This is a genomic window from Providencia sp. PROV_01 (assembly GCF_053098325.1).
Window position 1 is genome coordinate 1017573 of sequence record NZ_JBRFKD010000002.1, and the last position, 17611, is coordinate 1035183.

A 17611-nucleotide genomic window follows, 5' to 3' on the forward strand; every position below is an offset into this window, starting at 1 on the left:
TGAAAAAGCCCGCATACTTAACCGATGCGGGCTTTTTTTTGGTGTTAATTCAGGAGAGAAATACCATGCGTGTGCTTAAATTTGGCGGTACTTCGGTTGCAAATGACGAACGAGTACTGAATGTTGCCGACATCGCTGAAAGTAAACTAGCAGATGGACAAGTGGCTTTGGTGTTATCCGCGCCAGCAAAAATCACTAACCATCTGGTTGCTATGATTGAAAAAACGGTTGCAGGACAAGATGTCATCACGCATGTTAATGATGCTGAAATGATTTTTGCTAACCTTTTAAAAGGATTAAAAGAAAAACAACCCGGTTTTGAATATGACCGTTTAAAAAAATTGACAGAGCAAGAATTCGCACAAATCAAACAAGTACTGCATGGTATTACTCTTCTCGGACAATGTCCTGACAGCATTAACGCAGCCATTATCTGCCGTGGCGAGAAACTCTCTATCGCCATTATGGAGTCGGTGCTAAAAGCACGCGGCCATAATGTGACTGTAATTAACCCTGTAGAGAGCTTACTCGCGAAAGGCCATTACCTTGAGTCTACCGTTGATATAAATGAGTCAACAAAACGCATTGCTGATTTAAATATACCGAAAGATCATTTTGTCTTAATGGCGGGCTTCACTGCAGGTAATGACAAAGGTGAATTAGTGGTATTAGGTCGTAATGGGTCTGATTATTCAGCTGCAGTTTTAGCGGCATGCTTACGGGCTGATTGTTGTGAAATCTGGACTGATGTAGATGGGGTTTATACTTGTGACCCGCGTTTAGTACCCGATGCACGCTTGTTGAAAGGTATGTCATATCAGGAGGCCATGGAGTTATCCTACTTTGGTGCCAAAGTTCTCCATCCTCGTACCATCGCCCCAATTGCTCAATTCCAAATCCCTTGCCTGATAAAAAATACCACTAACTTAAGCGCTCCGGGGACTTTAATTGGTGATGGCCAAACTGACGATAGCACACCAGTGAAAGGGATCACCAACCTGAATAACATGGCGATGATTAACGTATCTGGCCCCGGTATGAAGGGAATGGTGGGTATGGCTGCACGCATTTTCTCAGTCATGTCTCGTAAAGGGATCTCGGTCGTCCTGATCACGCAGTCTTCATCAGAATACAGTATTAGCTTTTGTGTCCCGCAAAATGAATTAGTGAGAGCACGTGCCGCACTGGAAGAAGAGTTTTACTTAGAGCTGAAAGATGGCGTACTTGATCCTCTGGATGTGATGGAGCAGTTGGCGATTATTTCAGTTGTGGGTGACGGCATGCGCACGTTGAAAGGCATTTCCGCGCGTTTCTTCTCCGCTTTAACTCGCGGTAACATAAACATTGTCGCTATCGCACAGGGGTCTTCCGAACGCTCTATTTCTGCTGTTATTGCCAACGAGTCAGCCACAACGGCGGTACGCTTATGTCACCAAATGCTATTTAATGCGGAACAAGTTATCGAGGCCTTTATCATTGGTGTTGGTGGGGTTGGTAATGCATTAATTGAGCAAATTCACCGCCAGCAACAATGGTTAAAACAAAAGCATATTGATTTGCGTGTATGTGGTATTGCTAATTCACGGGCAATGTTAACGGATATGCAAGGGATTGATTTAGATAACTGGAAAGCGGAGCTAGCGGAAGCGAAAGAGCCATTTAGTTTAAGCCGTTTAATTCGCTTAGAGCGTGAATACCATTTCTTGAACCCTGTCATTATTGACTGCACATCAAATCAGGAAATTGCAGAGCAGTATGTCAATTTCTTGAAAGATGGTTTTAATGTGGTCACACCAAATAAAAAAGCCAATACTTTGTCGATGGATTACTACCATCAGTTACGTGCGGCAAGTGAAACATCGAAACGTAAATTCCTCTATGACACTAACGTAGGCGCGGGCTTGCCGGTTATTGAGAACCTGCAAAATTTATTGAATGCAGGGGATGAACTGGTTCATTTCAGCGGAATTTTATCCGGTTCTTTATCATTCATCTTTGGTAAGTTAGACGAAGGCATGTCTTTATCCGAAGCCACAACACTCGCTAAAGAAAAAGGTTTTACGGAGCCAGACCCTCGTGATGATTTATCGGGTATGGATGTGGCGCGTAAATTGTTAATTTTAGCCCGTGAAGCAGGTTATGACTTAGAGTTACAAGATATTGAAATTGAACCTGTTTTACCAACGGATTTTGACAGTAGTGGCACAGTGCCTGAATTTATGGCACGCCTACCACAATTGGATGAACAATTTGCGCAACGTATAAAAGCCGCAGAAGCAGAACAAAAAGTGTTACGCTATGTTGGATTGATTGAAGAAGGACGCTGTCAGGTTAAGATTGTTGCCGTAGATGGTAATGACCCTCTCTTCAAAGTTAAAAATGGCGAAAACGCACTAGCTTTCTATACACGCTATTACCAACCAATTCCTTTAGTATTAAGAGGTTATGGCGCAGGTAATGATGTTACTGCGGCTGGTGTATTTGCGGATATGCTGCGTACCCTTTCATGGAAATTGGGAGTTTAATAAGTGATTAAAGTTTATGCACCGGCTTCAATTGGTAATGTGAGCGTCGGGTTTGATGTCCTAGGGGCAGCAGTTTCGCCTGCAGACGGTTCACTATTAGGTGATTGTGTAACAGTTGAAGCGGCAGACACCTTTTCGTTGACGAATAAAGGCAAATTCGTTGCTAAACTTCCGAAAAAGAATGAGCACAATATTGTTTACCAATGTTGGCAGCTGTTTTGTGAGCGTCTTGGTCAGCCATTAAATGTTGCGATGACGCTTGAAAAAAATATGCCAATTGGTTCAGGGCTCGGTTCTAGTGCCTGCTCTGTTGTCGCCGCATTGATGGCGCTAAACGAATTTGCAGAGAAACCATTTGATGATACCCAACTGCTTGGCATGATGGGGGAACTGGAAGGGCGTATTTCTGGTAGTGTGCATTATGATAATGTCGCACCGTGTTTTTTAGGTGGTTTACAACTGATTATCGAGCAAAATGGTATTATTTCACAGCCTGTACCTGCATTTGAAAATTGGTATTGGGTTATGGCCTATCCAGGAATTAAAGTATCAACAGCGGAAGCACGTGCGATCCTGCCTGATAGCTACCCACGTCACGACATTGTAAACCATGGTCGATACTTATCAGGGTTCATTCATGCATGTCATACAAACCAGCCGTTACTTGCAGCAACGATGATCCAAGATGTTGTTGCTGAGCCTTATCGTACACAACTATTACCGGGTTTTGCGGCAGCGCGCCAGAACGCAAAAGAAATAGGTGCATTGGCGTGTGGTATCTCTGGCTCTGGGCCAACACTATTTGCTATTTGCGATGAGAAACATATCGCTGAAAATATGGCGAGCTACTTGCAACAACATTATATTCAGAATGATGAAGGCTTTGTGCATATCTGCCGTTTGGATCTGGCCGGGGCAAGGACAATAGGGTAAATAATGAAACTGTATAATTTAAAAGATAACAATGAACAAGTAAGTTTTGCGCAAGCGGTTAAGCAAGGGTTAGGGAAGCAACAAGGCTTATTCTTTCCCCAAGATCTGCCTGAATTTAGTGCGGCTGAAATCGACGAATTATTAAAATTAGATTTTGTCACACGTAGCAGCCGTATTTTAAGTGCTTTTATTGGTGATGAAATTCCATCAGAAGAGCTAGCAGCGAGAGTTAAAGCCGCATTTGCTTTTCCTGTGCCAGTTTCTAAAGTTGAAGATGATGTTGCAACGTTGGAGCTATATCATGGGCCAACCCTCGCATTTAAAGACTTCGGTGGCCGCTTTATGGCTCAGGCGTTAGGTCAAGTCGCTGGTGAGCAACCTGTGACCATTTTGACGGCAACTTCAGGGGATACCGGAGCGGCAGTCGCTCACGCATTCTATCGTCTTAATAACGTGCAAGTTGTTATTCTCTATCCAGAAGGGAAAATCAGCCCGCTGCAAGAAAAACTCTTTTGTACACTGGGTGAAAATATTCATACGGTTGCGATTAAAGATGACTTCGATGCGTGTCAGGCATTAGTAAAACAGTCATTTGATGACGAAGAGTTGAAAAAGGCGCTGTACTTAAATTCAGCGAACTCGATCAATATCAGTCGTTTACTTGCTCAGATCTGCTATTACTTTGAAGCGGTCGCGCAGATCCCAGCAGAAAAACGCGATCAACTAGTGATCTCGGTTCCGAGTGGGAACTTTGGGGATCTTACGGCAGGTTTATTAGCCAAAGCAATGGGCTTACCTGTCAAACGCTTTATTGCAGCGACTAACGTAAATGATACTGTGCCGCGTTACCTTGTTGATGGACAATGGAAACCAAAGCAAACTGTGGCTACATTATCGAATGCCATGGATGTTAGTCAGCCGAACAACTGGCCTCGTATTGAGGAGTTATTCCGCCGTAAAGGTTGGTCCCTTGATGAATTAGGCCATGGGGTTGTGAGTGATGAAGTGACTAAAGAAACAGTACGTGAATTAGATAAAAAAGGATATTTATCTGAGCCACATGCTGCGGTTGCTTATCGTGTGCTGCGTGACCAGTTGCAAGAAGGCGAATACGGGCTGTTTTTAGGTACGGCACATCCAGCTAAGTTTAAGGAAAGTGTTGAAGAGATCCTTAATAAGGCCATACCTTTACCAAAAGAGTTAGCTGAGCGTGCAGAGCTACCGCTACTTTCACACTTTTTACCATCTGACTTTACCCAATTACGCACATTTTTAATGAAATTAGCACCTAAGCAATAAAGAATATGTGGATACGAAAAACGGAAGCAGAAGCTTCCGTTTTTAATGATAAGACCATTTATTGTTAAGGTAATTATATGGTTTCATATTGCCACATCACTTATTCACAGCTAATGAATTTGCCTATTAGAGTGTACTGATGCCGTCGAGGCCATCTCTACCACCATCTGAACCACCGCGTCCCCCTTTACCGCCTTGGCTGCCATTGCCACCATTGCCGCCATTTCCACCTCCAGAACCATTTCCACCATTGCCGCCATTCCCACCATTACTTCCCCCATTCCCCCCGTTTCCTCCATTCCCATTCATTGTGCCATTGCCGCCATTACCACCATTGCCGGTTCCATCACCATCTCCCCCATGGCCACCGTCACCACCGGTAACACTACCATGGCCACCATTTCCACCGTTACCATTACTGCCAGCTTCTGCATTTCCACCGTTACTACCGTTGCCGTTATTTGAACCTGTTCCGCCATTTCCACCATTTTGACCATCACCACCTTGCCCGGCCTGACCACCTAATCCACCTTGACCATGACTTCCATTTTGGCCATGATTTCCGTTTTGCCCATGGCTTGCAAAGCTAAGGATCTTAGAATAATAATATTGACCATTTAATATCGAACATATTTTATTATTAACGTCATTAATAATAAGTTCATTTTTTAATGAACAGTTAGATGTAGTATTAAATAAGGAATGAGAATAACTTGAGATGGAATAAGTGCTAATTAATAACAGACTTAATGAAATGCAAACCTTATGATTCATGTATTTCTCCTTTCCCCCTCCAAAAAGAAGGGGGAGAAATTTAATATTGAGATAAATTAATGACCATGTCCGCCATTGCCGCCGTTACCACCATTGCCACCATGACCACCGTTGCCACCATTACCACCTTACCACCGTTTCCACCATTATGTAGTGAATATTCGGCAGAAAAAGTCATTATATTTTTTGATGATAATTGAGACTCTAAGGAAGTTGCAGATGCTAGTGTTGAAAATAATAATGATGCGATAATAATAGATGCTTTGTACATAATAAATCCTCATTGAAAAGTTTAAATGAATGTGTACTGCAAGTGAATTGTAATTCACAGATTCGAATAATCAATAAAGGATTTATTTATTTAGGTAATAAAAAATGTAATAGGGTAAATCATTATAATAAGCTTTAAACTTACTATAATGATTTTCCGATTAAAATAGACTTTTGTTTTATTTAATTGAACTAAATAATTTTATTTAAAACTAATTATTTGTTATCTTTTGATATTTTCATAATTTCATTTTGAATTGGTGCCGAAGAGCTATTTTTATTGAAACTTAGCATAGTAATAGCCTTCTCACTTTCATTCATATCGGAAAATAATTTAGCCGTTTTTACTATCGGTTTTTTATAGTTAGGTGATTGCTTTTGATGGCGGCTGATCATATTCAGTATTACTGGAGATGTGTTATTTTGAGTAAAATTCAATGCAGTAGCAGCTTGAGTATGTTCATCTAATTGAAGAAATGACTGAGGTGAGTTAATTATATTATTGCCAGAAATACCCGCTTGCTTTAAATGGTTATTAATCGATTTTAGATTGGAATAAGAGGTATTATTTTCAGTGAAACTGAGAGCAGTTGCTGCATTATAATGAATTTCTTTTTCTGTTTGGGCTGCTGTTACATGTGTTGTTACAGCAGAAATCGCTAAAGCAAAAATAATTTTTTTCATTGTGAATCCTTATTAAGTTAAATAATTTATCTTATAACTATAATAAGGCTTTATTTCTGTCTGAATACTGACAACAAAATGACAAAATTGCCATTTATAACGAAATTTTTAATTTTATTTTATAGGTAAAAATACAGTGAAACGTGTTGAAAAATCATCTGATGTTACAGTGATCCTGCCTTTATGTGCTGATACAATCGATTTGACGATAGCTAATCCGATACCGCTTCCTTCATTTTTTCGTTGTCTTGATTTATCCACGCGATAAAACCTATCAAAAAGTTTAGCTAAATGTTCTTCTGGTATTTTTATACCAGGGTTGCTGATGATTAATTCAATTCCCTCTTTTACATTTGAAATATTAATACTGATAGAATCGCCTTTTGGGGTATAGCGGATAGCATTTGAGATTAAGTTAGTAATCGCTCTCCTTAACATGTCTTTATCGGCCATAATAGAGGTTGTTTCACCAATCAGCTTGAGTTTTATTTCATTCTCTTCTGCGAGATATTCAAAATAATCAAATATAAGCTCTATTTCAGTTTTAATATTAATCATTTTTTTCTCTGGAATAAGCCTATTATCATCTGCTTGAGCAAGAAAAAGCATGTCAGATATCATTCGTGATAGACGGTTATATTCTTCCAAATTAGAATATAACACCTCAACTAGCTCTTCTTTACTGCGGTTTTTACTCAGAGATATTTGAGTTTCAGTCATTAAATTAGTAATTGGCGTACGCATTTCATGGGCAATATCTGCAGAGAAATTCGTTTGCCTTACAAAAACATCTTCAATCTTTACTAACATCTGATTAAATGATTTAGTTAATTGCTTTAATTCATTAGGCACAGAGTCAGGGTCTAAACGAACACTTAAATTTTCAGAGGTTACATTCTTTATTTCATCGCTAACTTCTTTAAGTGGCTTGAGGCCTTTGATAACTAAAAAATAAACAACTGCAATAGTAAATAAACACAGTAAAATCGCACTGATTATCAGGTTATATATGAGAGAGCTAAGATAATTATGATGAAAATTAAGAGAAAGAGCCGTTACTAGGCGGTATTGCTGTATATCATTGGAGCGATATACCTTAATTTTACTTTCGGCTAATCGATAACTTTCAAGATATTGATCCGCATTATCTTTAGTCGAGTCATAATTTTTTAGGCGAGAAATGAGGTCTACAGTTGCATTTGAGGAAGTCAGGACATTCCCATTTTGATCTATGAGGTAGACAACCAAATCTTGGTGTTCATTCAAAATAGTTCTGATACGTGAAAATTGTTCATCTTGTGAGTTAGTTTTTTCACTTAATAAACTGCGAATAGTGAGATTTATTTGGCTCAATGTATATTCATCTTGCTGTTTGAAATGTAACATAACTGAATTGATCATGATCGAGCTAAATAATAATAAAGCGAGGGAGAGGGTAATACTGATTAAAACAATAAGACGAATTGAAATAGAGACAGGAGATCGAAATAACTTAATCATTTTCAGGGATCTCAAGTAAATAGCCCATTCCTCTGATGGTATGAATCAATTTAGGTTCATAGCCTTGATCTATTTTAGCTCTCAGTCTTTTAACTGCAACATCAATGACATTGGTATCACTATCAAAATTCATATCCCAAACTTTTGAGGCTATTAGAGAACGAGAAAGAACTTCACCTTGGTGAAGAATAAAAAATTCCAATAAAGAAAACTCTTTACTGGTGAGTATAATTTTATCATTTTCACGGGTAACGCGCCGTTTGATCAGATCAACATGCAAATTAGCGATGGTAAATTGTGTTTTTTGGATGCTGTTATTGCCTCTGCGCAATAAAGTTCTCACTCGGGCAAGTAGCTCAGAAAAATCAAATGGTTTAACGAGATAATCGTCAGCACCTAACTCTAACCCTTTGACTCGATGTTCAACATTACCTAAAGCAGTAAGCATGAGTATTGGTGTATTTTTTCCTACACTGCGTAATTTTTTTGCAATCTCCCAGCCGTTAATATCCGGCAACATCACATCAAGAATAATTAAATCATAGTCTTCAGTTGTGGCCATATGCAGGCCTGTAATGCCATTTTCGATTGCATCAACAATAAACCCGGACTCACTTAAGCCTTTAGATAAGTATTCTCTCGTTTTATGTTCATCTTCAACAATAAGTAATTTCATCTTAGACCTAGCAGACAGGTAAACAATACTGCCATTCTAAGCACTACAGTAACGAAATGTAAAATGACAAATTTGTCATTTTCATGTCATGAATCTAACAGTTGTTCTTTTTTACTATAGCCTCAATTTTAATCACTAGAGGCATGACTATACCATGTATTCCCCAAAAATATTAATTATAGCTTATGCCTTAATTTTGACGGGTTGTGTTTCGCTAGCCCCTGAATATCAACGTCCTAATCTTAATGTACCTCAGCAATTCAGTAGCAATATTCCTGATGCAGTAAAGCAGGCTCAAATAGAATTATCGATTCCTAGTTGGGACAAATTTATTCAAGATCCACAAATGAAAAGAGCGATAGAAATTGCGCTTGAGAAAAACAGTGATTTATATCTTGCTGCGTTAGATGTAGAAGAAGCTCGTGTGCGTTTTGGGTTAGCGGAAGCTGAAAAATATCCTCGAGTTAATTCATCAATGAGTGCTGACTACAGCCAATCATTAGAGTCTGGCACATCGTTCAATAAGAAATATAGTGCGGGTATTGATATCAGCTATGAACTGGATTTTTTTGGACGTATTAAAAATTTATCTGATGCAGATAAAGCAAAATTTATCGCTTCTCAAGAGATGAACCGTGCGACACAAATTATAACAATCAAAACGGTAGCAGAAGCGTATTTAGATGTGGTGTATAACCAAAAACTATTATTAATTGCACAAGAGACGAAACAAAGCTACCTCAATAGTCAATCGATAGTAATACAAAAAGTGGCGGCAGGAAAAGCGGGGCTATCAGACTTAGAACAAGCTAAAGGACAAGTTCAGTCTATTTCTATTAATATCGAAAAAATTAAAAGTGAAATTGCAAAAAATGAAAATTTACTGAATTTTTTGACGAATGATTATGTAACAAAGATAAACTCAGAGTTAGGGCACTACGAACCGAATTATCCCTTGATTACAACACCTTCAAATATTCCCTCTGAAATATTATTAAAACGCCCAGATATTATGGCAGCGGAACAAAATATTGTTTCTGAGAATGCCAATATTGGTGTAGCGAGAGCTGCTTTTTTTCCTTCAATTTCCTTTAATACGGGTATCGCAAATAATAACGAGTCTTTAACTGGGCTATTTGATTCTTCAAATGGTATCTGGAATTTTATTCCTAAAATCACGTTACCTATTTTTACTGGAGGATCAAATAGCCGAAATTTAGAGTTGGCAAATATTAGAAAAAATAAAGCGATTGCTAATTATGAAAAAAGCATTCAGGTGGCGTTTCGTGAAGTGAAAGATGCCCTAGTGATCAAATCGAGTTTAGAAAAACAACTTATATCCCAAGAGCAATATGTCAACACGCTGCAAAACGTCTTAATACAGAAACAAGCTAGTTATCGATATGGTGGCTTGAGCTATCTCGATGTTCTTGAAGCACAGCGTAGCTTATTTACCGAACAGCAAAATTTATTGATGTTGAAAATAGAACAGCAGAAGAATGAAATAAATTTATTCTCTGCACTAGGTGGCGGATTAATAAAATCATGAGGGTAACAATGAAAAAATTAAATACGGTATTTTTTGCAATTTCAATGGCGATGTTAGCAGCAACTGGCTATGCAAACGGCGCTGAACATAACCACTCTATTTATCCAGAAAAAGTCGCAGAACCGACAATCAATACGGAAGGAAAGCTCATTTCGATTGATAAAGAGAACAAGAAATTAACGATTAACCATAAAGAAATTGAAAGTATTGGCTGGCCACCAATGACTATGCGTTTTACTTATGAAAATGAAAATATGATCAACGGTTTACAAGAAAATGATGAATTAAAATTTTCCTTTGTACAACAAGGTAATCTTTCAATGTTGAAATCCATCGAAAAGATAAACTAAATAGGTAGAGAGATGTTATGTCATTAGTTAACCTGACCAAATTGCTATTGGTAATTATTTTATCGAGCGTTATTTCAATTTTATTTTATCGTTATTTTTTCGTTGTAGAAAATAATAGCCAATCAGTTGAAAAACAAGAACGCACCGTATTGTATTGGTATGACCCAATGTATCCCAATACTAAATTTGATCAACCAGGAAAATCCCCATTTATGGACATGGACCTTGTTCCTAAATATGCGGATGAAAACTTGGCTTCAGCGGATAGCAAAGGAATAACAATTAACCCAACACAGACACAAAATTTAGGGCTTAAAACGGTGGATGTAAAGTGGGGAAAATTAAACTATGACTTAACATTTCCAGCTGAAATTGTGTTTAATGATCACCAATTTGCGATCGTACAAGCACGAGAAAATGGTTTTGTTGAAAAAGTTTATCCATTCACAGTCGGTGAGAGGATCCAAAAAGGCGTTCCTATTGCGGAGCTAACGATCCCAGCATGGGTTGAAGCACAAAGCGAATATCTCGCACTTAAGCAAATGAATGCGAGCCAACAAGATCTTAATAGCGTCATTGAGCGTTTACGTTTAAATGGCATGCCAGAAGGTGCGCTTTCCCAGTTTATTAAAACAGGAAAAGTGCAAACACGTTTTACCGTTCAAGCCCCTATTTCTGGGGTAATTACTGCACTTAATTTGCGCTTAGGGATGAACGTATCCAAAGAAGTCGTTATTGCACAAATTCAAGGAACAGATCCATTGTGGATTAATGCATCTGTTCCTCAGTCAGTTGCTGAATTACTTAATCAACAAACACAATTTACAGTTTCTATTCCTGCCTACCCTTCGCAGTTATTTAATGTAAAAAACTGGTTGATATTACCCAGTGCAGATCAAGCAAGTCGTACAATTAATATTCGTACAGAAATTGCGGATCCTAACCATTTATTAAAACCGGGTATGACTGCATATTTAAATCTAGTTGCAGAAGGTAAGGAAAGTTTGTTGATCCCATCACAAGCCATTGTGGATTCAGGGAAAAAACAGCATGTTATTGCTATTGGTGAGAATGGTGAATTTATTCCGAAAAGGGTTCGAGTGCTGAGTGAATCCCAACAAATGACGGCAATATCTGAAGGCTTACAAGTGGGCGAGCATATAGTGACTCAGGGGATTTTCCTAATTGATTCTGAAGCGAATATTGCCGGGGCATTAGCCAAGATGGAAGCGCTTCCCGAACCATCGGCGTCATCTAATCATTCATCACATAAATATCAGGAGTAGAGTATGTTGGAATGGATTATAAGACGCTCAGTTGCTAACCGGTTTTTAGTGCTAATGGGGGTCGTATTTTTAGTTATTGCGGGTATTTGGAGCATTCGCAGTACTCCTGTTGATGCATTACCTGACTTATCTGATGTACAAGTGATCATCAAAACCACTTACCCAGGGCAAGCGCCACAATTGGTCGAAAACCAAGTCACATACCCGATAACAACCACAATGTTATCTGTGCCGGGAGCAAAAACGGTGCGTGGTTTTTCTGCCTTTGGCGACTCATATGTTTATGTTATTTTTGAAGATAATACAGATTTATACTGGGCTCGTTCACGAGTTTTAGAATATTTAAACCAAGTCCAAAACCAATTACCTAAAGGTGCAGTGGCATCCATTGGACCTGATGCGACAGGTGTTGGTTGGGTTTTTGAATATGCTTTAGTGGATAAAACGGGAAAGCATAATTTAGCGGAACTGCGTTCATTACAAGATTGGTTTTTGAAATATGAATTGAAGGCGTTGCCAAATGTTTCAGAAGTTGCAACCGTTGGCGGTGTGGTTAAATCTTACCAAATCTTAGTTGACCCACTCAAACTTAGCCAATTTTCAGTGACATTACCTGAAATAAAACAGGCAGTTGAAATGGCTAACCAAGAAGCGGGTGGGTCATCGATTGAAATTGCTGAAGCTGAATATATGGTTAGAGCAAGTGGCTACCTTCAATCTATTGATGACTTTAATAAAATCTACCTAAAAACCTCGGAAAATGGCGTCCCCATTTACTTACAAGATGTGGCTCGAATACAGGAAGGGCCCGAAATGCGCCGTGGGGTTGCAGAGCTAAATGGAGAAGGCGAGGTCGTGGGTGGTATTATCTTGCTTCGTTCAGGTGAAAATGCACGTAATGTGATTCATGATGTAAAACAGAAGCTTGAAGATTTAAGTGCTAGCTTGCCGGAAGGCATCGAAATTATCACGACTTATGATAGAAGTATTCTTATTGATAACGCGATTGATAATTTAAGTTATAAGTTACTGGAAGAATTTATTGTTGTCGCATTAGTGTGTGCTGTTTTTTTATGGCATTTCCGTTCTGCTCTCGTGGCTATTATTTCCTTGCCTCTTGGATTATTTATTGCCTTTATCGTCATGCGCTACCAAGGAATAAATGCAAATATTATGTCATTAGGGGGTATTGCAATTGCGATCGGAGCCATGGTGGATGCTGCCATTGTTATGATAGAAAATGCACATAAAAAATTAGAAAAGTGGCAGCATGAAAATGAAGGTAAAGTCATTGATAATGCCCAGCGTTGGAAAGTTATTACGGACTCGGCTGTTGAGGTTGGACCCGCATTATTTATCAGCTTATTAATTATCACATTGTCTTTTATTCCTATCTTTACGTTAGAAGGGCAAGAAGGCCGTTTATTCGGTCCACTCGCATTTACAAAAACCTATGCCATGGCGGGGGCTGCAGCGTTAGCATTAATTGTTATTCCAATTCTAATGGGGTATTGGATCCGCGGTAATATTCCAAATGAAAATAAAAACCCACTGAATCGTTGGTTGATTTCACTCTACAGCCCTATTTTAACTAAGGTATTGGCATGGCCAAAAACAACTTTGTTAATTGGTTTCTTATCTTTATTTACCGTGATATGGCCATTAAAACATTTAGGTGGTGAATTTCTTCCTGCGATTAATGAAGGTGACTTACTTTATATGCCCTCAACGTTACCGGGGGTTTCTCCTGCACAAGCAGCATTTTTACTACAAAATACAGATAAGTTAATCAAAACTATTCCTGAGGTGGATACGGTATTTGGAAAAGTCGGTAAAGCTGAAACAGCTACGGATTCAGCCCCGATGGAAATGATTGAAACAACGATACGTTTGAAGCCGCAAACACAGTGGCGAGAAGGTATGACTCTCGAAAAAATTATTGATGAGCTTGATGAAACGGTGCGTTTACCTGGAGTTGCGAACTTATGGGTTCCTCCTATTCGCAATCGTATTGATATGTTATCTACGGGAGTCAAAAGCCCTATAGGTATCAAAGTATCCGGCAGAGATCTCGAAGAAATTGATGCATTAGCCCAAGAAATTGAAAAAGTCACCAAATCGGTGCCTGGAGTTGTTTCTGTTTTAGCCGAGCGATTGGTTGGTGGGCGCTATATTGATGTCAAAATTGATAGAGAAAAAGCAGCTCGTTTTGGTATGAGCATCAGTGACGTACAAGTTTATATTTCAATGGCGACTGGCGGGGAAATGGTTGGGGAAACGGTTGAAGGGATTGAGCGTTATCCAATTAGCATAAGATATCCTCAAGATTACCGAAATAGTGTATCTGCGATGAAATTGTTGCCAATTTTAACGCCGAGTAAACAGCAAATTGTGCTTAGTGATGTTGCGGATGTATTCGTGAATATGGGCGCTCCAATGTTGAAAACTGAGAATGCAAGACCGACTAGTTGGATTTATATTGATGCGCGCGATCGCGATATGGTCTCTGTTATTAAAGATATTGATGCAGCAATAAAAGATAACATCCAAATGAAGCCGGGTCTTAGCTATTCCTTTACGGGGCAATTCGAATTACTTGAAAGGGCTAATCAAAAGTTAATGTTAATGGTTCCCGCTACCATCATGATTATTTTTGTCTTGCTTTATTTAGCATTCAGACGATTTAGTGAAGCTTTGCTGATTTTATTAAGCTTACCTTTTGCTTTGGTTGGGGCTATTTGGTTCCTTTACTGGATGAACTTTAATTTATCGGTTGCGACAGGAACTGGATTTATTGCATTAGCAGGTGTAGCCGCTGAATTTGGTGTGGTAATGTTGATTTATTTACGCCATGCAATCGAAGATAAAGAAAAACAGCAAGGAATAAGCAGCTTATCAGATCAAGATTTAGACCGTGCATTATATGAAGGCGCTGTTTTACGAGTTCGTCCTAAAGCCATGACGGTTGCTGTAATTTTAGCGGGCTTATTACCCATATTACTTGGAACAGGCGTTGGTTCGGAAGTGATGAGCCGTATTGCGGCGCCGATGATTGGCGGCATGATCACCGCACCGTTATTATCCCTATTTATTATTCCTGCAGCTTATAAATTAATCTGCCAGTTACGTCATAATAAATAATGATGAATATTCACCATGACTATTTTGAAGGTAAATTAAAAATGAAAAAATTAATGTTGAGTGGAATGTTATTACTGTCATTTTCGGCATTTTCTCAAAGCCAGAGCGTGCAATTGTATAAAGATGCAAATTGCGGTTGCTGTGAATTGTGGGGAGAAGGGGTTAAAAAAGCGGGATATAACGTTGAAGTGAACGAAATTAGTTATGATGAATTAAATCAACTCAATGATGAATTGAAGGTCCCTTATAACTTACGCAGCTGCCACATAGCGAAATACAAAGGCAAAGTGATTGTTGGGCATGTTCCTGTGAGTAGCCTTGATGCGATTGATGCTTTACCGGCAGATGTGGTGGGAATTTCTGTTCCGGGCATGCCAATTGGTAGCCTAGGTATGGAGCAGCCAGATGGCCGTACTCAGCCTTATTCTGTGGTGCAGTTTAAAGCAAATGGGGAATATCGTTAATTAAGCTGTATTTCAGTAAGTTGCAGGATTTCCTGCAACTTGTGTATTTCATTAGCTTTCTAATATTAATTCGATAGCTTTGAGCTCTTCTTGCGTAAAATTACGATTTTTTAGGATCCCCATCGCATCATCAATTTGGCTGATACGGCTTGCTCCGATGAGCACTGAAGTGATCCTATCATGTCTCAGTAACCATGCTAAGGCCATTTGGTTTAGCTTCTGTCCTCTTTTTACCGCCAGCTCGTTCAGCTGTTTAACCTTTGATAAAACGTTGGATGTGAGTCTTTCTGGCGGTAAAGAAGGATTACCCGCAGCGCGTGAATCCGCAGGAATACCATTAAGATAGCGATCGGTTAAAATTCCACCTGCTAACGGAGAGTATGCGATAGAGCCGACACCTTCTTCTTCCAGTAAATCAAGTAAATCTTCTTCAGGAGTGCGTTCTAGCATGGAATATCTAGGTTGGTGAATCAGGCAAGGGGTTCCTAATTCATTGAGAATATTAATGGCTTCTTTAGCTAAATTTGTTGGGTAATTAGAAATTCCCACATACAGAGCTTTTCCTTGGCGAACAATGAGATCTAGTGCTCCCATAGTTTCTTCTAATGGAGTATTGGGGTCAGGTCGATGATGATAAAAGATATCTACATAATCTAAACCCATGCGTTTCAAACTTTGATTTAGGCTTGCAACCAAATATTTTTTACTTCCCCAGTCGCCATAAGGGCCATCCCACATAGTGAAACCGGCTTTCGATGAAATGATCATTTCATCACGATAAGGCAGAAAATCCTGTTGCATGATCCTGCCAAATGTACTTTCGGCAGATCCTGGCGGTGGCCCATAATTATTCGCAAGATCGAAATGGGTGATCCCAAGGTCAAAAGCGTGGCGAAGCATGGCTTGGCAATTATCAAAGGGTTTGTTATCGCCAAAGTTGTGCCATAACCCTAATGAAATCAGTGGTAAGCGTAATCCGCTACGGCCACATAAACGATATTCCATTTCAGTATAGCGTTTTGATGATGCGACATAAGGCATACTTCACCTCCAAAATAGTGGGTAAAACTCAATTTATACTGTCATAAAGCTAAAAAGTAGGCTGAGGAATCAATGCTAATTCGTGCTTAGCAAGAAGGTTTATGAGTAAATTGTGATTGAGCCCGAAAAAAGAATGAAGTATTTTGAAATACGTGGGTATCTGCTGTGCGCCAGTCCCCACGTTTTGTGCATTAAGCTTGCTCTGGGCGAGTAAATATCAACTCGTTACCTTTAGATTGGCTTTCATCGAACTGATAGCCTTCTAAATTAAAATCAGCCAGTTGGTCTGTTTTCGTTAATTTATTTTGGATAATAAAACGGCTCATTAAACCTCGAGCTTTTTTTGCATAAAAACTGATAACTTTATATTTACCATTTTTTTCATCCAAGAAAATAGGCTTGATAATTTGGCCATCCAGTTTTTTTGTATTCACTGATTTGAAATATTCATCTGAGGCAAGATTGACTAATATTGGGTCTTTTTGCTCGGCTAATGCATGATTTAATTGCTTGGTGATAATGTCTCCCCAAAACTCATATAAATCTTTTCCACGGGTATTTTTTAAACGAATTCCCATTTCTAAGCGATAAGGCTGCATTAAATCTAGCGGTCTTAAAACACCATAAAGGCCTGATAATATACGTAAATGGGATTGAGCAAACTCAAAATCGTTTTGAGAAAACGTTTCTGCTTGCATACCCGTATATACATCACCTTTGAAGGCGAGGATCGCTTGGCGTGCATTTTCTGGGGTAAAGTCCGCATGCCATTCTGCAAAACGAGCGGCATTGAGCCCTGCAAGTTTGTCACTAATTTTCATTAAACTGGCGATATCCGCGGGGGTTAACTTACGACAGACATTAATTAATTTTTGAGACTCAGAGAGTAACTCAGGCTGAGTAAATTGCTGTGTTGCAAGTGGGCTTTCGTAGTCTAATGTTTTTGCAGGTGAAATTGTAATAAGCATGACTTGACCCTTAATAAAGAATGATACTACTTACTTTAGCAAAAATTCTGCCTAATTGGCTAATTGATACGATAAGCCAAACCAATATTATTCTTTATTACAATAACAGCACGATATAACTTGCTAAAAGGATTCAGTTTCTAATTGGCTA

Annotated in this window: 15 protein-coding genes and 1 other annotated feature (1 of these 16 running past the window's edge); of the genes, 8 read left to right on the forward strand and 7 right to left on the reverse strand. The window is 39.0% G+C overall.

What is annotated here, in order from left to right:
* Positions 1-41: a sequence feature (Thr leader region), on the forward strand (it extends 81 nt beyond the left edge of the window).
* 24 nt (positions 42-65) lie between these two features.
* The 3 genes from thrA to thrC are packed head-to-tail and all read left to right on the forward strand — an operon-like array spanning position 66 to position 4757.
* A complete protein-coding gene (gene thrA / locus ACU696_RS05250) occupies positions 66-2525 on the forward strand; it encodes a bifunctional aspartate kinase/homoserine dehydrogenase I (RefSeq protein ID WP_196718574.1) in 2460 nt (819 codons plus the stop codon).
* Positions 2526-2528: 3 nt separating this feature from the next.
* Positions 2529-3458, forward strand: a complete 930-nt coding sequence (gene thrB, locus ACU696_RS05255) for a homoserine kinase (RefSeq protein ID WP_109911848.1) — start codon at positions 2529-2531, stop codon at positions 3456-3458.
* Positions 3459-3461: 3 nt separating this feature from the next.
* Positions 3462-4757: a threonine synthase gene (gene thrC, locus ACU696_RS05260; RefSeq protein WP_209102276.1), complete on the forward strand. Its 1296-nt coding sequence runs from the start codon at positions 3462-3464 to the stop codon at positions 4755-4757.
* A 126-nt stretch (positions 4758-4883) separates the two neighbouring features.
* Here thrC and ACU696_RS05265 read toward each other — a convergent pair whose 3' ends face one another.
* The 5 genes from ACU696_RS05265 to ACU696_RS05285 all read right to left on the reverse strand — a co-directional run bounded on the left by ACU696_RS05265 (position 4884) and on the right by ACU696_RS05285 (position 8661).
* On the reverse strand, positions 4884-5531 hold the full coding sequence (locus ACU696_RS05265; protein ID WP_209102274.1) for a hypothetical protein: 648 nt from the start codon (positions 5529-5531) through the stop codon (positions 4884-4886).
* Between the two features lie 40 nt (positions 5532-5571).
* On the reverse strand, positions 5572-5802 hold the full coding sequence (locus ACU696_RS05270) for a hypothetical protein (RefSeq protein ID WP_245211133.1): 231 nt from the start codon (positions 5800-5802) through the stop codon (positions 5572-5574).
* A 215-nt stretch (positions 5803-6017) separates the two neighbouring features.
* A complete protein-coding gene (locus ACU696_RS05275; protein WP_109911850.1) occupies positions 6018-6485 on the reverse strand; it encodes a hypothetical protein in 468 nt (155 codons plus the stop codon).
* Positions 6486-6599: 114 nt separating this feature from the next.
* The gene (locus ACU696_RS05280; protein WP_004914721.1) at positions 6600-7985 is read right to left on the reverse strand and encodes a Cu(+)/Ag(+) sensor histidine kinase; all 1386 of its coding nucleotides are present in this window, start codon (positions 7983-7985) and stop codon (positions 6600-6602) included.
* On the reverse strand, positions 7978-8661 hold the full coding sequence (locus ACU696_RS05285) for a heavy metal response regulator transcription factor (protein WP_109911851.1): 684 nt from the start codon (positions 8659-8661) through the stop codon (positions 7978-7980). The genes ACU696_RS05280 and ACU696_RS05285 overlap by 8 nt, the downstream gene beginning before the upstream one ends.
* A 154-nt stretch (positions 8662-8815) precedes the next feature.
* Here ACU696_RS05285 and ACU696_RS05290 point away from each other — a divergent pair, with 154 nt between their 5' ends.
* Genes ACU696_RS05290 through ACU696_RS05310 form a run of 5 tightly spaced genes read left to right on the forward strand, consistent with a single transcriptional unit; the run spans position 8816 to position 15451 of the window.
* On the forward strand, positions 8816-10210 hold the full coding sequence (locus tag ACU696_RS05290; RefSeq protein ID WP_196718571.1) for an efflux transporter outer membrane subunit: 1395 nt from the start codon (positions 8816-8818) through the stop codon (positions 10208-10210).
* 8 nt (positions 10211-10218) lie between these two features.
* Positions 10219-10560, forward strand: a complete 342-nt coding sequence (locus ACU696_RS05295) for a copper-binding protein (protein WP_226537944.1) — start codon at positions 10219-10221, stop codon at positions 10558-10560.
* A gap of 17 nt (positions 10561-10577) precedes the next feature.
* Positions 10578-11846: an efflux RND transporter periplasmic adaptor subunit gene (locus tag ACU696_RS05300; RefSeq protein ID WP_209102272.1), complete on the forward strand. Its 1269-nt coding sequence runs from the start codon at positions 10578-10580 to the stop codon at positions 11844-11846.
* Between the two features lie 3 nt (positions 11847-11849).
* Positions 11850-14987 (forward strand): efflux RND transporter permease subunit, encoded by a 3138-nt coding sequence (locus ACU696_RS05305; protein WP_110731401.1) that lies wholly within the window; start codon positions 11850-11852, stop codon positions 14985-14987.
* Between the two features lie 41 nt (positions 14988-15028).
* Positions 15029-15451: a DUF411 domain-containing protein gene (locus ACU696_RS05310; protein ID WP_042851912.1), complete on the forward strand. Its 423-nt coding sequence runs from the start codon at positions 15029-15031 to the stop codon at positions 15449-15451.
* Between the two features lie 51 nt (positions 15452-15502).
* Here ACU696_RS05310 and ACU696_RS05315 read toward each other — a convergent pair whose 3' ends face one another.
* On the reverse strand, positions 15503-16492 hold the full coding sequence (locus tag ACU696_RS05315) for an aldo/keto reductase (protein WP_004914707.1): 990 nt from the start codon (positions 16490-16492) through the stop codon (positions 15503-15505).
* A gap of 191 nt (positions 16493-16683) precedes the next feature.
* Positions 16684-17460, reverse strand: a complete 777-nt coding sequence (gene yaaA, locus ACU696_RS05320; RefSeq protein ID WP_109911856.1) for a peroxide stress protein YaaA — start codon at positions 17458-17460, stop codon at positions 16684-16686.
* Positions 17461-17611 lie beyond the last annotated feature (151 nt).

Excerpts from the sequence above, each read along its gene's own strand:
- thrA (WP_196718574.1), top strand. The coding sequence starts at position 66 with ATGCGTGTGCTTAAATTTGGCGGTACTTCGGTTGCAAATGACGAACGA.
- thrC (WP_209102276.1), top strand. The coding sequence starts at position 3,462 with ATGAAACTGTATAATTTAAAAGATAACAATGAACAAGTAAGTTTTGCG.
- ACU696_RS05265 (WP_209102274.1), bottom strand. The coding sequence starts at position 5,531 with ATGAATCATAAGGTTTGCATTTCATTAAGTCTGTTATTAATTAGCACT.
- ACU696_RS05270 (WP_245211133.1), bottom strand. The coding sequence starts at position 5,802 with ATGTACAAAGCATCTATTATTATCGCATCATTATTATTTTCAACACTA.
- ACU696_RS05275 (WP_109911850.1), bottom strand. The coding sequence starts at position 6,485 with ATGAAAAAAATTATTTTTGCTTTAGCGATTTCTGCTGTAACAACACAT.
- ACU696_RS05280 (WP_004914721.1), bottom strand. The coding sequence starts at position 7,985 with ATGATTAAGTTATTTCGATCTCCTGTCTCTATTTCAATTCGTCTTATT.
- ACU696_RS05285 (WP_109911851.1), bottom strand. The coding sequence starts at position 8,661 with ATGAAATTACTTATTGTTGAAGATGAACATAAAACGAGAGAATACTTA.
- ACU696_RS05290 (WP_196718571.1), top strand. The coding sequence starts at position 8,816 with ATGTATTCCCCAAAAATATTAATTATAGCTTATGCCTTAATTTTGACG.
- ACU696_RS05295 (WP_226537944.1), top strand. The coding sequence starts at position 10,219 with ATGAAAAAATTAAATACGGTATTTTTTGCAATTTCAATGGCGATGTTA.
- ACU696_RS05300 (WP_209102272.1), top strand. The coding sequence starts at position 10,578 with ATGTCATTAGTTAACCTGACCAAATTGCTATTGGTAATTATTTTATCG.
- ACU696_RS05305 (WP_110731401.1), top strand. The coding sequence starts at position 11,850 with ATGTTGGAATGGATTATAAGACGCTCAGTTGCTAACCGGTTTTTAGTG.
- ACU696_RS05310 (WP_042851912.1), top strand. The coding sequence starts at position 15,029 with ATGAAAAAATTAATGTTGAGTGGAATGTTATTACTGTCATTTTCGGCA.
- ACU696_RS05315 (WP_004914707.1), bottom strand. The coding sequence starts at position 16,492 with ATGCCTTATGTCGCATCATCAAAACGCTATACTGAAATGGAATATCGT.
- yaaA (WP_109911856.1), bottom strand. The coding sequence starts at position 17,460 with ATGCTTATTACAATTTCACCTGCAAAAACATTAGACTACGAAAGCCCA.